Source organism: Photobacterium piscicola (genome assembly GCF_900166965.1).
In the GTDB taxonomy this organism is placed as follows: Bacteria; Pseudomonadota; Gammaproteobacteria; order Enterobacterales; family Vibrionaceae; genus Photobacterium; species Photobacterium piscicola.
This window is the reverse complement of the sequence record NZ_FUZI01000012.1, coordinates 31,943-46,387: the sequence shown is the minus strand read 5'-3', so window position 1 is coordinate 46,387 and position 14,445 is coordinate 31,943. Positions and strand designations below refer to the sequence as shown.

Sequence of the window (14,445 nt, the reverse complement as noted above, 5' to 3'; positions counted from 1 at the left end):
TGCTGACGTAAATTTAAGCTGATAAGTTTGCGCTATCGCCCATTCACCACCATTGAACGCTATTTTATATTATGCATTTAACAGTAATGACGGTGACCAATTAAATGTCGTCATAACACGTTGCCAAACATCATCAACATCAGCGCGAATATCTAGTGCAGCACCTGTTAATGGATGAATAAATTGTAATCGTGATGCGTGCAGCATCAAACGATGACAATCAAGATTTTCACGGAACATACGATTGTGCTTACCATCGCCATAGTTAACATCACCAATCATATGATGGTCTAAGTGATGCATATGACGGCGTAATTGGTGTTTACGTCCGGTTTCTGGTTGCAGTTCAATTAAGCTATAACGACTGGTCGCATAACGCCCTACTGCAATATCAGTTTCGACTGTCGCTAATGGCGCATAAGCGGTAACGGCCGCTTGAGGCTCTTTGTCTTCGGTCGCTTTTTTATCTGCAATTTTATCTAGCATCACTTTAAGCGGATAATCCAGCACTGCCGCTTCTTTTACCCAGCCTCTCACTACCGCATGATAAGTTTTATGCATTTCTCGACCAGCAAAGACTGGCATCATCAATGCTGCAACCTCACTGGATAAGCCAAATAAAAGTACCCCAGATGTTGGCCTATCTAAACGATGCAATGGAAACACATGCTGCCCAATTTGATCGCGCAATGTTTGCACCACAAATACAGTTTCGTGGCTATCTAACCAAGAACGATGCACCAACATGCCTGCAGGTTTATTTACTGCAATTAACGCATCATCTTGATATAAAATTTCCAGTTCCATTATGCTCACTTAATGTTTAAATAATTGATCAATTTCACGTGTTGTTGCCACAATATCTAGTACACCGACTTGGTTTTTCATTGCTTCTTCTACATAAGGTGAAATAGCAAATTGGGTCGGCAATGGTAAGCGTTGCACGATTAAATAACGTAATTTAGGAATAAAAATCCATTGAAGCCACTGATGACAATCTAAAGTATCAATCGCAAAAGGTTCTGTACTCGCTAATGCTTGTGGCTCAGGAGCAACCTCTTGCCAATATTGGTGCTGTTGTAGAATATTTTCTAATTGAGTGAGTAATTGCTGACTTTGATGATATTTATCCATCATAACTCCTCTTTTATTGATAATAAAAACGGCGCAGGATAGCATTTTGGCCCAACAGCCCCAACTATATTATGGTGATTAGCGATCTATTCACAGGTATGCTGACTTAATACGATTACTTAAACTAACAAGCTAAATTGAAGGAGCTTTATTTATTATGTCCATGGAAACCTTTCATACTTTAACCCAATTGCTTGATAACGCAGGTTGTCGTTACAATATTTTTGATTTAGGTCGTCGAGTGAATGAAATTGATAACGACCAATTTAAAGCAGTTGAAGAGAATCGTCAGCCTTATCCATGGCCACTTCAGCAGCATGCCCATATTGCCATTTCATTTTGGCAACATCAGCAACCACCTTGGGTGTGGTTTTTACGCTTACCATTGGATGAACGTGGGCTACTAAAACAAGCGGCTGTTGGTGATTTTATTAAATATGTCATTGAAGCTATGGGCGCAAGTTTAAACAGTACCCCTACCGAAGATGAACAACAAAAGCTTGCCAACAACCCTTATACGTTTAAGCCCAATGATGACAAGATGGCGATATTTAATGCGCAATTACGAGTATTACTTAACCTACCGCCTAGCCAATACTATGCCGATGCACAAGCTTACTTATCAGGCCAACAAGATTGGTTACAATGGCAACATGTAGGTCTACAAGGCTTAGCTGATATCTGTGCTCGTATGTCACAACACAATAACGCAACCTCGTTACGTAAAGCGTTAAACCATCTTCCAATGACGCCACTGTATGCATTACTAGGTTGCCTTGAGCATTGCCCTATTCCTGCACCATTAGCACAACGTATAACGGAACGCTTAACGCTAGAATGCCAACAACAGCAACCCGATTTATTTTTGATATCAGCGTTAGTACGTGCCCTTGCAGGTAGTGCACCACAACAATTACAGCAAACCCTAACGACTATTTTGCATCAACCATCGTTATGTCACCGCGAGGTACTTATTGCTATCGCTGGTCGTTGTTGGAGTGGTTTTACTGATATAAATATCGCCTCATTATTTTTATTACGTTTAGCTGAAACCCAAGATCAAACATTGTTTAATCAACTATTTACTGATTTAGTCATGCAACCATTATTACGTGGAATCATGTTGCAGATACTTCATGGTCAAGCGGATCCAGCACTGATCAATGCTATTCAAAAATTACAACAGCATGCTAAAAATCACTAATCGCATTCACCGTTTATAAAGGCTTTTTACTCTATGAATAACCTGTTCGGTATTTTAATTATTGCTATTATCGGCGTCTTATTTTGGCAACAACGACGCCAAACTGAATTAGCGCAGTATTACATTGAGCAGCGTTGTAAAAATATGGGCTTGCAGATGATCAGCTTTGCGAGAGGTGAGCAAAAGCTCAAAGATCATCATGGAGAATGGGGCTGGCGAACAGTATTTGTGTTTGAGTTTTCAACTGATGGTATGGATATCTATCAAGGTTATATTGAAATGAAACGTTTACGTGCGAGTTATTTTTATGTGCCGCCGCACCGTATTCCTGAAGGCTGCGATTATTAACTTTTTCTCGCTCCAAAAAGAATGGGCGCGACAATAAATATTGTCACGCCCTTAGATATTACTTTTGTAGCAATCCAGCTACTGTCGTGCTCCCTGCTATCAATCCTTGATATACAAATCCCCAGGTAAATCTTAACTTCATCCTAGAAGTCATTCTTCGGTAATCCCTGACCCATCAGTATATCCGCTACTGACTCTCTCTCCGTGAAGGAGGTGTCCTTTACTCCACAAGAAGTCATCCTAACTTCATCATGAAATTTGTCCCAATTCCATCCTAGAATATTGTCATCCTGACAAATAGATATCCTATCTATAGCCCTCTATCCCAGAGAAGCCTATGCATCCTCGCTAGATGATAGTCCGCATCATCTATATGCTCATCCTGAGCGGCCAATTCCGTGGCTATTCCTAAATCCTTGTCAGCTCCAGCTGATGACAATATCTTACCTCACCAGAAAAATGACGCAATATTAAATATTCCATTAATTATTTAATATTAATCTTAACAAATAAACATATCAATTTAAGGTAATGATATCATTGGATTTTATAAATAATCAGTCATCATAAGTGAGACTTAATAACGAAGTTATCCCACAAGCTTGTAAGAGATCTCTTACAAAATAAGTAGAAAAACGCTCATTTATTATAATATGAGGTGCGAGGTGCGAGGTGCGAGGTGCGAAGTGCGAGGTGCGAGGTGCGAGGTGCGAGGTGCGAATAAAAGCAAGTCATCCTCAAAGAATCAAATTTAACACGTTGTCATTTGATACATTACTTTGGGAATAGCACAAAAAAGAACGGGCGCGACTTTCGTCGCGCCCTGAGGTCTTACTTGCAGCAATCCAGCTACTATGTTGCTCCCTGCATCCATCCTTTGATTGCTGTATTCCGTCAGCATTGTCCTTTATACTTCTTCCTGAAGTTGTTCCTTTGGCCATCCTAACCCGTCATCACATCCTGTTCTGACTCTCATCTCCTTCCTGGAGGTGTCCTTTACTTCATCCTGAAGTGATCCCTTATGCCTCAATCCTAGAGGTGTTCCTTACTTCGTCCTGAAGTTATCCTAGCCTTCCTGACAGATAAACATCCTGTTTACCTTAATACCGTATCCTACAGTGTTCCTTTCACATTCCATGTTTGATAAACCATCCTAGCTTACCAATATCTCATCCTGAGACTGCCTGTATCCGTGGCGCTTTCCTGTTCCGTTCCGTCGTATCCTTTCGACACCATTAATACTATGTGAATTACCGACTAAATCCTATATAGAACAAAATATCTTTTTTACCACCTTCTAATTAATCAAATAAAAATGAAAAATAAAATCCATTATAACAACAACTTAAATTAAACCAGTGATTATGTATGTATTAATAGCATGCTTATCTCCCACATATTTGTAAGAGATCTCGCACACAGCCAATAGATAAAAACCATTCATTATTTATCATACTTTTTTACATGAAGTAATATATTGTTATTATACAAATAGATAGAGGTGCGAGGTGCGAGGTGCGAGGTGCGAGGTGCGAGGTGCGAGGTGCGAGGTGCGAGGTGCGAATAAAAACAAGTCGGTCTTAAATAATCAAAACAAATCTATCACGATAACTGATTAGATTATTTTTCTTCCAAAAAAAAAGAGAGGGCACGACTTTCGTCGTGCCCTTAGGTCTTACTTGCAGCAATCCAGCTACTGTGTTGCTCCTTGCATCCATCCCTTGACTGCTGTGTTCCATCAGCATTGTCCTTTATACTTCATCCTGAAGCTGTTCCTTGGCTATCCTAACCCGTCAGCACATCCTGTTCTGACTCTCATCTCCTTCCTGGAGGTGTCCTTTACTTCATCCTGAAGTGATCCTTTATGCCTCAATCCTAGAGGTGTCCTTTACTTCGTCCTGAAGTTATCCTAGTCTTCCTGACAGATAAACGTCCTGCTTATCTTGATACCGCATCCTACGGTGTTCCCTTCACATTCCATGTTTGATAAACCATCCTAGTTTACCAATATCTCATCCTGAGACAGCCTGTATCCGTGGCGCTTTCCTGTTCCGTGGTGTCAGTTCCTTTCGACACCATTAAGATTACGCTTTTCTTTATTATTCACAATCAGTGCTTAAAAACTTTTTGATATTTATTTTCATCCAACACTAACTAAAAATAAAATAACAACTAAATATCAATAACATAATTATTAACACACAGTAATATATGCTAATAACACACTCAATATCTCACGGCTTTGTGAGAGATCTCTTACAACAGCATTAGCTCTTTGACTAAGGTGACTATTTACACAGATATCCACTATACTCACACAGAGAGAATACCTTGCTAAATAAGGAATATAGATGGAAGCATTCAACCATAATTTGGCTAATTTATTCAGTCAATTAGGCTTAGATAACTCAACCGAATTTATTGAGCATTTTTTATGCACACATTCATTAGCGCCCTCACAAAAATTAGCTGATGCCGCCTTTTTTACTCTCGCTCAACAACAATTTATTAATGAAGCTCAACAACAAGATGCCGATTGGAGTGAAGTGATTGACCAACTAGATACGTTACTTCGAAAATAAGCGCAATATTTATCAAGGAACCATGATGTCAACCATCACTCAAGAAATAGAACAGGTGATAGCAAGCTTAGTCGCTGAAAATAAACAACCATCGACAGCATTAATTAAAGCTCGTCTCACCACACCATTACCAATTCCAATCATCATAAAGGCGTTACAAGCTTGGCAAAAAAATGCCAAAGTGCCGCATATAGAAAAGCAACAGCAGGTATTAACAACCGAGCAACGCCTTGAACAACTTGAACAGCAAGTACTGACACTTTCAACACGTTTAGCGCGCTTAGAAGCTGATCGCTAATAATAAAAAAGCACCTAATTAAAGGTGCTTTTTTAATTATTACTGAAAATTCCACGACATATTAGACACAATTCGGCACCGGTCACATTTAAAGTGGAACAAGCCATGCAATGCTTCTGGAACTCGCCATTCACCACCACAACTTGGACATCGACGTGTTAATTCAGCCGCTTTGCTTTCACCGCCAACACGGTATTGATAATAATACGTTGGCACCTCGGTGGTCGCTTCAATATGACGACATAAATCACGCCCACGCACAAACAATTCACTGTCTACATCACCAATTTCAGCCAATGCCATTGCCACCGCCGTTGGGCTTTTAATGGCCATTTGAATTTCATCAAAAGCTTGCCATTCAGTTTGCCATTTAATGATCGCTTTATAATCATCATCCGTCGTTGCCCCTGTTTGATATAACGGAATCGGCAATAACGTATCGCCACTACGTAGCGGCGAACAACTATGAACATAAGTGGTATAAAGCACTTGCCATGATGGAGAAAAGCTTTCAGCGACTGAATCTGAATTAAGATCAACCCCTAGTATTTTTATTTTAGGCGCGAGCAAACACGCATTTGTTAATTGCTCATAACATTGATTGACTTGCGGGCTATTAAATCGAGAATGAAGACTTTCTTTCTCCGGGCACACAACGCGAACGCGAAAGATGCCATCATCAATAACAACAGGAAATTCACGTCCAAGTACTTGACCGTTATAGCGTAATGCATCCATTAAGCCATTAATAGCGACATCTACTTGCGATAACGTTGTGTTATCAAAACATTCAAATTGTAACTCAACAACAAACACGTGTTACACCTCGACGACTAATGGCTGCAATTGCTGTAAGAACATCACTACATCATTTGCTAACACTTGACGAGTATCTTTACCCAATGTTTCTAACACCACTTGGCCGGTCATATTACAAATAGAAATGACTTGTGATTCATCATCTACAACCGCAATAAATACCGTGGGTTTCAGCTTCATTCGACGTTGAGTCACCAAATGTCCAAGAATATTTTGTTGTAAACGTTCAATATCATCGTCATTAAATGCTTGTAATAAATCTAACGATAAATCACCAAACATTGCGCCCATATCACCACTAAATTGCGATCCATAAAAAGCATTGATATCGCTATGGAGTAATAAATCCATGCCTTTTTCAACACCATCTAAACCAATAATAGGCTGACGTTGAATGGGTTTCCAAGTTACATTTTGGCCATCATCTGCAATAACACAGGGTGAGATAAGACCCACTAAATGTTCACTTTCGGGAAAACCGCGATCTGCATCACACCATGCTTGTAAATAACGAGCAGAAAAATCAGATAAAGCGCAGGTAACAGGATGATTCATTCGCAACCTCATAAAAGATTCAGTAAACTTTAGGTTTAAACCGTTTCGACGGACATCTATTCTAATCCAAGAGTGTCATAGACAGTATGAGTAAATATAAAGACGCTAAAGAATTAGCAGGTTTAACCCTTGGCAAAAAGACTGAGTATAAAGATCAATATGATCCATCATTACTGCAACCTGTGCCAAGAAGCTTAAACCGTACCGATATTAATATCAGCGATGATGCACTGCCATTTACTGGCTATGATATTTGGACATTATACGAATTATCTTGGCTCAATAATAAAGGCTTACCACAAGTTGCAATTGGTGAAGTACGTTTACCTGCATCAAGCCCTAATCTTATCGAATCAAAATCCTTCAAACTATACCTTAACAGTTTTAATCAAACTCGTTTTGATAGCTGGCAAGATATTGCAGATACTCTGCAAATTGATTTATCGCGTTGTGCTGGCGAAGATGTTGATGTCACCATTCAGCCCCTCACTGATTTTAATGAGCAACCTATTGTTAATTTCTTTGGTGAGTGTATTGACGATCAAGACATTGAAATTAACGACTATGCTTTTAAGCCAGAATATCTTGAAGGTGCCGCTAATAACAACGATGTTGTAGAAGAAATTGTTCATAGTCACCTACTAAAATCAAACTGCTTAATCACTAATCAGCCTGATTGGGGTAGTGTACGTATTGCTTATAAAGGCAACCGTATCGACCGTGAAAAATTACTGCGTTACATTGTGTCATTCCGTAATCATAATGAATTCCACGAACAATGTGTTGAGCGTATTTTTAACGATATTATGCGTTTCTGTCAGCCTGAATTATTAACTGTTTATGCACGTTATACCCGTCGTGGTGGTTTAGATATTAATCCATACCGTACTAACATGGGCAAAACGCCAAGTGATAATTTCCGTCTCGCACGTCAGTAATTAGATCCTAACGACGAATTCAACATTAAGTCCGGCAAAAACCTTTACTTTGCTGGACTTGATATATTAACCCAGTAAAATCAATACCATCTTGTGTGTTATTCTGCTGCTTTGAGATTATATGAATTTTCGTAGCCTATTTCTTTCTGGGTTAGTATTACTAACATTGTCATTTGATCTTCAAGCAAAACTATACAGCTCACCAATCCTTACTGAAGCACACAATTTATTAGTTAATCAACCTGAGCGAACGCTCACTATCACCCAAAACTATCTTGAGACACGACGTCTTAGCCAACCTCAAGATCCATCACGGGTTCATCTTAACGGTGAAGCGGATCATTCAACACGCACCCCTCTTAACACCATTAATGCACTACAACTCCAGGCGCAGGCGTTATCTCTGCTACAACGACCAGAACAAGCCATTAGCGTTATTAAAAAAGCTGAAAAAAAAGCCCTTAACAATAAATTTATGTTCAGTGTCTTTGAAAGTCGTATTTTATTGGCTCAATTTTACTGGGTTAATTTAAGTAACAGTGCAACAGCACTAAAAATACTGAATACGCTCAGTGTTGAGATCAAGCACTCACCGCCAATAAAGCTCACCAGCCAAGTGCACGAGTTAAAGTATCAATCACTGATGTTGCGTGCTCGAATTGAATCCAGCTTAGGCAATGATGAAGCGGCAGAAAAACTATTTATCAAAGCAAAAGGATATCTAGCCGCATTTGACGATAAAGACGAAACCATTAATTATCAACTTACATTAGGTCAGCATTACTTACGCCATCATCACTATGATATGGCACTTGATCGCTTATTAAGTGGTTATTGGCTCGCCGTAGAACATGAAGATCAACCCCAAATCGCACGCGCCAATTACGAATTAGCACAACTGTTTGAAGAACGCCACGTGTTTGATAAAGCATTAGAACATGCCACACAAGCGGGTGAGTTTTTTGAACGCTATAAACAAACCCAACAATTGGCTAAAACACTCACCTTAATTGCTTCTATCTATGAGCAACAAGGGCGCTATAACCTTGCTTTAGTACATTATTTTAATGCCCTCGACCAAGAGAATCAGCTTAAACACGATGTCCGTTCTGCCAGTTTACGCCTGAACATTGCGCGGGTTTATTTGCATTTATATAACTACTCTAAAACAGAACAATATATTGTTCAGGCGCGTAACCTTGCTCTTCAAGGTGGTAATGAAAATATTGTGGCCGAAAGCCAAATTCTACAAGGGCAATTAGAACTCGAAAAAGGCGCCCTCGACGATGCCATTACTTCATTGCAAGCTGGATTAATTTCAGCCAGTCGTATTGGTGCAACAAATTTGCAATTAATGGGTGAATCAATATTGTCAAAAGCGTTTGAAAAACAAAATGACTATTACAACGCTTTACTCAGTCAACGCCGTTACGAACAACTGTATGTAGGCAAACAAAAAAACGCGACCAAAAGTAATACTGAAGTCTTTAAGCAACAACAAAAAATGATGGAGCGTTCACTAAAACTTGAAGAAATGGAACGTGAGCAATTCATTAATAAAAACGCACTCTATAAACAACAGCAGATATCTTTAGCCCTTATGGGAGGGTTAGTGATTATGTTATTGCTACTGTGGCGTCGCCAACATATTAATAAACAATTAAAACAGCAACTCACCAAATTAACCACCGATTACTATACTCACCCACGTAGTGGTTTACGTAATCTACGCATGCTTAACGCACGACTCGCTAACTCGCTTCAACAAAGTAGTGCTAACTTTGAACAATGGCACCTTGGTGAGATTATTAATGAGCCGTTAAGCGATCGACTACGGTTTGCCTTATTTGAAGTTTCATTTTTAAAACATATTTCGTTAGAGAAAGGCTATCAGCAAGGACTTGCAGCAGAAAAAGAATTTGGTAATTATTTACAACTGCAAGTATTAGAGCCTGCGCGTATTTATCATTTTTCTGACGCGATGTTCTTATATATCGAGCCCAATGCACGCTTGAGCTGTGATCCGAGACAACTTGCCGACTCAATCCAACAGTTAATTGATAATTATACGCAGCCATTAAATATCGAAAATTCGTTACAAATTGGCATGGCAGAATACCCATTTTTACCACGCTCATATACCGCGATTAATGACCAAGAATTAATTGATATTTTACTGATGGCTGTTGATGCCGGCATTAGCCTCAATCATAAACAACCAGGGAGTCACTGGGTTCACTTATCTGCCATTGATGCAGCGCCAGCGGCCAGTTTTGTGAGCGATAATATTCGTCGTTCTTGCGTTGAAGGAATAGAAAAAGGATTAGTAAAAGTCCGCAGTTCAACCAATAGTGACGTAATCTGGAACTACGATCACAATCCTAACAAAGATATCAATTAAATATATAAATGACTCATAACTTTGTAAAATATCACTAACTATTGTATTTTATTTTTGATAGCATATTTTTAAAATGATAGTAACATCATGAATTAAATAACTTTTAAGTGTATTAACACAGATGCATAACCAATGACAGATATCAGTGAAATTGTTGCTGAAGTTAACATTCTAAAACAACAATTAGACCACGCTCAACTTTCTTACCGTGATTCTAACCTAAAATCGCGGCGTGAAATTGTGATATTAAAACGTCTGATTACTCGTTTAACTATTGCTTGTCGAGGTCTTGATAATGAACTCGACCACACATTGCAATCCATAACCCATGATCTTGAACAGCCTTTAGAGATTAGTCGTCTTATCCCTCGATTAGCGATTGTTGAACGACTTGTTATTCAACAAGCCGATATGATCCAACATCAAAATAACCATTTACAACAACAGATTAATCAACGCGGTCATACCCTATTACAACACCCTAATTTACCCGCATCATTACAGCAAGATTTAGATCATCTGTTCAACCAACAACCATCAACATTATTAGATAATCATCAACGTATAGTTCGCTTACTTGAACTCTATGAACGCACTATCAAATTAATAACAGCGAATAATAAGTCTTCGTTATCTAAAGATAATCTGCACCATTTTAGCGTTGAGTTGGTAGCAGAATTACAACAACTTATCACCGAAATAGACTTTACTAATGAGCAAGGACAGCAGCTATTTGCTATTCGTAATCAATTGGTACAAGGCGTCGATCAATCTGCACTCTTGGCTTTATTAGTCCAAGTTTTACGTCTTATTGTTTCAGGTACCCATAACGAACGTTACGCATCACAACGATTTCTAAACACCCTAAATAGTGATTTAGCCTCACTCCAAAAAAATACCGCCCAAACAGCTAGTTCTTTTTCTGTGCTACATCAACATCGACGTGATTTTAATAGCGGCATATCAACGATTGTCTCAAATATTAATCAAGAGCTTAAGATTAACAACTCACCAGCAATCAACTCTTCATCATGGGCAAATATTACCCATGAATTACAACAATTAGCACTACGTAATAGCCAACTAGAACAGCGAGAACAAGCGTTAATTGAACAGTTAAACCATAACGATAATAAAGTGCAGCAATTACAACAACAAACGTATAGTTATCACCAACGATTAAGCCAACAAGAACAAAATATTTTTCGAGATAAATTAACCTTAACTTACAATCGTAGTGCGTTTAATGATCGTATTGAACATGAATATCAACGTTGGTTGCGCTATCAAAATCCATTACTTTTAGTGCTGATTGATATCGATAACTTTACCCAGTTAAATAATGATTATGGCCATCATGCGGGTGATAAAGCGCTTAAAATTATCGCGCAAACTATTAGCCAACAATTAAATTCGACAGATTTTATTGCGCGCTTTAATGAAGATGCCTTCGTTTTACTAATGACCGATATTGATCAACAACAGTGTCAGCAATTAATGAATGATATTCGAACCGCTATTACTCAATTACCACTGCATTTTAAAAGTCAGAGTATTACGATGTCAGTGTCTATGTGCTCTTCGTTTTTCAACAATCATGACACGCCTAAAAATGTCATTCAGCGTATTGAAACCGCCCTTCGTCACAGCCAAGTTCAGCGCAGTAATAGCATTATTCATCAAGATTAACCCTCCCCAATTATCGTATCCATTTCATTACTGGGTACTTATATTATTACTATCATTTACTGGTCAAAGATAAAATCACTGTGTATGGTAATAATATAAAATAATTTATCTTACTGTTCTTTATTTGATTTTTGCACCAGTCCTGTAGTGAATACACCTTGCCTTCTGCCTTGTCTTAATAAATGAACATGCTGTTTCATCATTACCAGGGAGGTTATTATGATTACGCATATCAGCCCTATCGGCGCTATGAATCTATTATCACAAATAGAAGCCGACAGTCTAAAAGCAACAGCATCCAGTGATTTATATCGCTTATATCGTAACTGCTCACTCGCGGTTTTAAACTCGGGCAGTCATACTGATAATTCCAAAGAATTGCTTGAGAAACACCTCGATTTTGCGATTAATTTATTACGTCGTGAACGTGGGATTAAAATCGAACTTGTGAACCCACCAGAACATGCTTTTGTTGATGGTCGTATTATTCGTGGCATTCAAGAACACATGTTTTCAGTGTTACGCGATATCATTTATGTCGATATGCACATCGCACGTCGAAATGATATTGATCTTGCTAGCGCGCCCCATATTACCGATTTCGTATTTAGTCTGTTACGCAATGCTCGTACCCTACATGCTGGTGAAGATCCCAATATTATCGTGTGCTGGGGCGGCCACTCAATTAACCCAATTGAATACCAATACACTCGTGAAGTCGGCAATGAACTAGGCTTGCGTGAACTTAATGTTTGTACTGGTTGTGGACCGGGCGCAATGGAAGGACCAATGAAAGGTGCTGCTATTGGTCACGCTAAACAACGTTACTCTGGCAGCCGTTTTATTGGTTTAACTGAACCGTCAATTATTGCCGCAGAGCCACCAAACCCAATTGTCAACGAACTGGTTATTTTACCCGACATAGAAAAACGTTTAGAAGCCTTTGTTCGCGTGGGCCATGGCATCATTATTTTCCCAGGAGGAGCTGGTACTGCAGAAGAATTGCTCTATATTTTAGGGATTTTGATGCATCCCGATAATGCAGAACAACCGCTACCATTGATTCTTACAGGTCCCAAAGAAAGTGAAGCTTATTTCCGTACCCTAGATGATTTTATTCGTGACACGTTAGGCGAAGCTGCAACCCGACATTATCAAATTATTATTGGTGATCCTGCTGAAGTTGCACAAGTAATGAAAGCGTCAATGGCACGCGTAAAAGAACACCGTTTAGCCACTGGTGATGCTTATTGCTTTAACTGGTCACTGACGATCCCTGAAGATTTCCAAATGCCATTTGCACCAACACATAAAGCCATGGCTAGTTTAGATTTACACATGGATCAACCGAAAGAAAAACTGGCGGCTAATTTACGTCGAGCATTCTCAGGTATCGTGGCGGGAAATGTCAAAGAAGAAGGCATTCATGAAATCGAACGTTATGGTCGCTTTAAAATTGACGGCGATAAAGTCCTAATGCAACGCATGGATAAACTCCTCAAAAATTTTGTGGAACAACAACGCATGAAATTGCCCGGCAGTAAATATGAGCCGTGTTATGAAATCGTTAATAGCCACGAACAGTCAAAATAATATCGTTATTTGATTACAGTTTTGCGTACAATAAGGAGCCTTAGTGCTCCTTTTATTCATCTACATAGAATTTATTTATGGCTATTCACCTTGTTATTATTGATGCATTAAACCTTATTCGCCGTGTTCATGCCGCGCAACCGGGGCAACCCGATGTCGACAACACCGCAAGAGTATGTTGTCAGGCATTACAGAAAATAATTAATAGCACGGAACCGAGCCATATTGTGGCAGTGTTTGACCATAATAGTGATGACCGAGGTTGGCGAGCAGAATTACTGCCACACTACAAAGAAGGTCGTAAACCGATGCCACCAGAATTATTAGCGGGTATGGATAGCATTCAAGATGCATTTATGACAATGGGCATTGATTCACTATTATCTGATGGTGATGAAGCCGATGATTTAGTGGCAACCTTGGCATTAAAAGTCGCCTCTCGCAGTGAACAGGTCACTATTGTTTCAACTGACAAAGGCTATTGTCAGTTACTACAACCGACGTTACGTATTCGTGATTATTTTCAACAACGCTGGCTTGATAGCCCTTTTATTGAAAAAGAATATGGTGTTAAGCCACAGTTATTAACTGACTATTGGGGATTAGCAGGCATTAGTTCCAGTAAAATCCCGGGTGTTGCCGGTATTGGTCCTAAAGCGGCAGTGGAGTTATTAAGCCTCTACCCTAATCTTGACGCGATTCTCACTGCTACTGATCTTGCCCCTAAATGGCAAAAAAAAATCACCGGTAATGAAGAGACAGCTCGTGCATCCAAAGCAGTGGCAAGCCTAAAGACTGATTTAGAACTTGGCTTTAATTTACAAGATATTCGTTATCACGATGCCACTCAGAATTAATAATGTATAAATACTAGTGCTAAAAAA

Annotated in this window: 13 protein-coding genes; 9 read left to right on the top strand and 4 right to left on the bottom strand. The window is 39.1% G+C overall.

All coding sequences use genetic code 11. The annotated features are described in order from the left end of the window. Positions 1-69: 69 nt before the first annotated feature. Both truC and CZ809_RS18415 read right to left on the bottom strand, forming a co-directional pair. Positions 70-807, bottom strand: coding sequence for a tRNA pseudouridine(65) synthase TruC (gene truC / locus CZ809_RS18420; protein ID WP_080158993.1), 738 nt, complete (start codon positions 805-807; stop codon positions 70-72). 9 nt (positions 808-816) lie between these two features. Beyond that, the gene (locus tag CZ809_RS18415; protein ID WP_080158992.1) at positions 817-1,134 is read right to left on the bottom strand and encodes a YqcC family protein; all 318 of its coding nucleotides are present in this window, start codon (positions 1,132-1,134) and stop codon (positions 817-819) included. A gap of 157 nt (positions 1,135-1,291) precedes the next feature. On the opposite strand from CZ809_RS18415, the gene CZ809_RS18410 reads away from it, so the two are divergent. The 4 genes from CZ809_RS18410 to CZ809_RS18385 all read left to right on the top strand — a co-directional run bounded on the left by CZ809_RS18410 (position 1,292) and on the right by CZ809_RS18385 (position 5,566). Beyond that, positions 1,292-2,338, top strand: a complete 1,047-nt coding sequence (locus tag CZ809_RS18410) for a DUF3549 family protein (RefSeq protein ID WP_080158991.1) — start codon at positions 1,292-1,294, stop codon at positions 2,336-2,338. Between the two features lie 33 nt (positions 2,339-2,371). Further along, the gene (locus CZ809_RS18405) at positions 2,372-2,686 is read left to right on the top strand and encodes a DUF3301 domain-containing protein (RefSeq protein ID WP_080158990.1); all 315 of its coding nucleotides are present in this window, start codon (positions 2,372-2,374) and stop codon (positions 2,684-2,686) included. Positions 2,687-5,037: 2,351 nt separating this feature from the next. Continuing rightward, entirely contained in the window at positions 5,038-5,268 is a 231-nt protein-coding gene (locus tag CZ809_RS18390; protein WP_080158989.1) for a DUF2789 family protein, read from the top strand. Between the two features lie 25 nt (positions 5,269-5,293). Next, positions 5,294-5,566 carry a hypothetical protein gene (locus CZ809_RS18385; RefSeq protein WP_080158988.1) on the top strand — a complete coding sequence of 91 codons (273 nt, stop codon included), beginning with the start codon at positions 5,294-5,296 and terminating at the stop codon, positions 5,564-5,566. A gap of 39 nt (positions 5,567-5,605) precedes the next feature. Here CZ809_RS18385 and CZ809_RS18380 read toward each other — a convergent pair whose 3' ends face one another. Together CZ809_RS18380 and syd are read right to left on the bottom strand one after the other, a co-directional pair. After that, positions 5,606-6,382 (bottom strand): Zn-ribbon-containing protein, encoded by a 777-nt coding sequence (locus tag CZ809_RS18380; RefSeq protein WP_080158987.1) that lies wholly within the window; start codon positions 6,380-6,382, stop codon positions 5,606-5,608. Positions 6,383-6,385: 3 nt separating this feature from the next. Beyond that, a complete protein-coding gene (gene syd, locus CZ809_RS18375; RefSeq protein ID WP_080158986.1) occupies positions 6,386-6,940 on the bottom strand; it encodes a SecY-interacting protein in 555 nt (184 codons plus the stop codon). A gap of 86 nt (positions 6,941-7,026) precedes the next feature. Between syd and queF the strand changes: the two genes are divergently transcribed. The 5 genes from queF (at position 7,027) to xni (ending at position 14,418) form a co-directional block, all read left to right on the top strand. Next, complete coding sequence (gene queF, locus CZ809_RS18370) at positions 7,027-7,878, top strand: NADPH-dependent 7-cyano-7-deazaguanine reductase QueF (RefSeq protein WP_080158985.1); 852 nt, start codon at positions 7,027-7,029, stop codon at positions 7,876-7,878. A gap of 121 nt (positions 7,879-7,999) precedes the next feature. Continuing rightward, positions 8,000-10,279, top strand: coding sequence for a tetratricopeptide repeat protein (locus CZ809_RS18365; RefSeq protein ID WP_080158984.1), 2,280 nt, complete (start codon positions 8,000-8,002; stop codon positions 10,277-10,279). A gap of 132 nt (positions 10,280-10,411) precedes the next feature. Beyond that, positions 10,412-11,968 carry a GGDEF domain-containing protein gene (locus CZ809_RS18360; RefSeq protein WP_080158983.1) on the top strand — a complete coding sequence of 519 codons (1,557 nt, stop codon included), beginning with the start codon at positions 10,412-10,414 and terminating at the stop codon, positions 11,966-11,968. Between the two features lie 219 nt (positions 11,969-12,187). After that, positions 12,188-13,561: a nucleotide 5'-monophosphate nucleosidase PpnN gene (gene ppnN / locus CZ809_RS18355; protein ID WP_080158982.1), complete on the top strand. Its 1,374-nt coding sequence runs from the start codon at positions 12,188-12,190 to the stop codon at positions 13,559-13,561. A gap of 77 nt (positions 13,562-13,638) precedes the next feature. After that, complete coding sequence (gene xni, locus CZ809_RS18350) at positions 13,639-14,418, top strand: flap endonuclease Xni (protein ID WP_080158981.1); 780 nt, start codon at positions 13,639-13,641, stop codon at positions 14,416-14,418. The last annotated feature ends 27 nt before the right edge of the window (positions 14,419-14,445 follow it).

Excerpts from the sequence above, each read along its gene's own strand:
- truC (WP_080158993.1), bottom strand. The coding sequence starts at position 807 with ATGGAACTGGAAATTTTATATCAAGATGATGCGTTAATTGCAGTAAAT.
- CZ809_RS18415 (WP_080158992.1), bottom strand. The coding sequence starts at position 1,134 with ATGGATAAATATCATCAAAGTCAGCAATTACTCACTCAATTAGAAAAT.
- CZ809_RS18410 (WP_080158991.1), top strand. The coding sequence starts at position 1,292 with ATGTCCATGGAAACCTTTCATACTTTAACCCAATTGCTTGATAACGCA.
- CZ809_RS18405 (WP_080158990.1), top strand. The coding sequence starts at position 2,372 with ATGAATAACCTGTTCGGTATTTTAATTATTGCTATTATCGGCGTCTTA.
- CZ809_RS18390 (WP_080158989.1), top strand. The coding sequence starts at position 5,038 with ATGGAAGCATTCAACCATAATTTGGCTAATTTATTCAGTCAATTAGGC.
- CZ809_RS18385 (WP_080158988.1), top strand. The coding sequence starts at position 5,294 with ATGTCAACCATCACTCAAGAAATAGAACAGGTGATAGCAAGCTTAGTC.
- syd (WP_080158986.1), bottom strand. The coding sequence starts at position 6,940 with ATGAATCATCCTGTTACCTGCGCTTTATCTGATTTTTCTGCTCGTTAT.
- queF (WP_080158985.1), top strand. The coding sequence starts at position 7,027 with ATGAGTAAATATAAAGACGCTAAAGAATTAGCAGGTTTAACCCTTGGC.
- CZ809_RS18365 (WP_080158984.1), top strand. The coding sequence starts at position 8,000 with ATGAATTTTCGTAGCCTATTTCTTTCTGGGTTAGTATTACTAACATTG.
- CZ809_RS18360 (WP_080158983.1), top strand. The coding sequence starts at position 10,412 with ATGACAGATATCAGTGAAATTGTTGCTGAAGTTAACATTCTAAAACAA.
- ppnN (WP_080158982.1), top strand. The coding sequence starts at position 12,188 with ATGATTACGCATATCAGCCCTATCGGCGCTATGAATCTATTATCACAA.
- xni (WP_080158981.1), top strand. The coding sequence starts at position 13,639 with ATGGCTATTCACCTTGTTATTATTGATGCATTAAACCTTATTCGCCGT.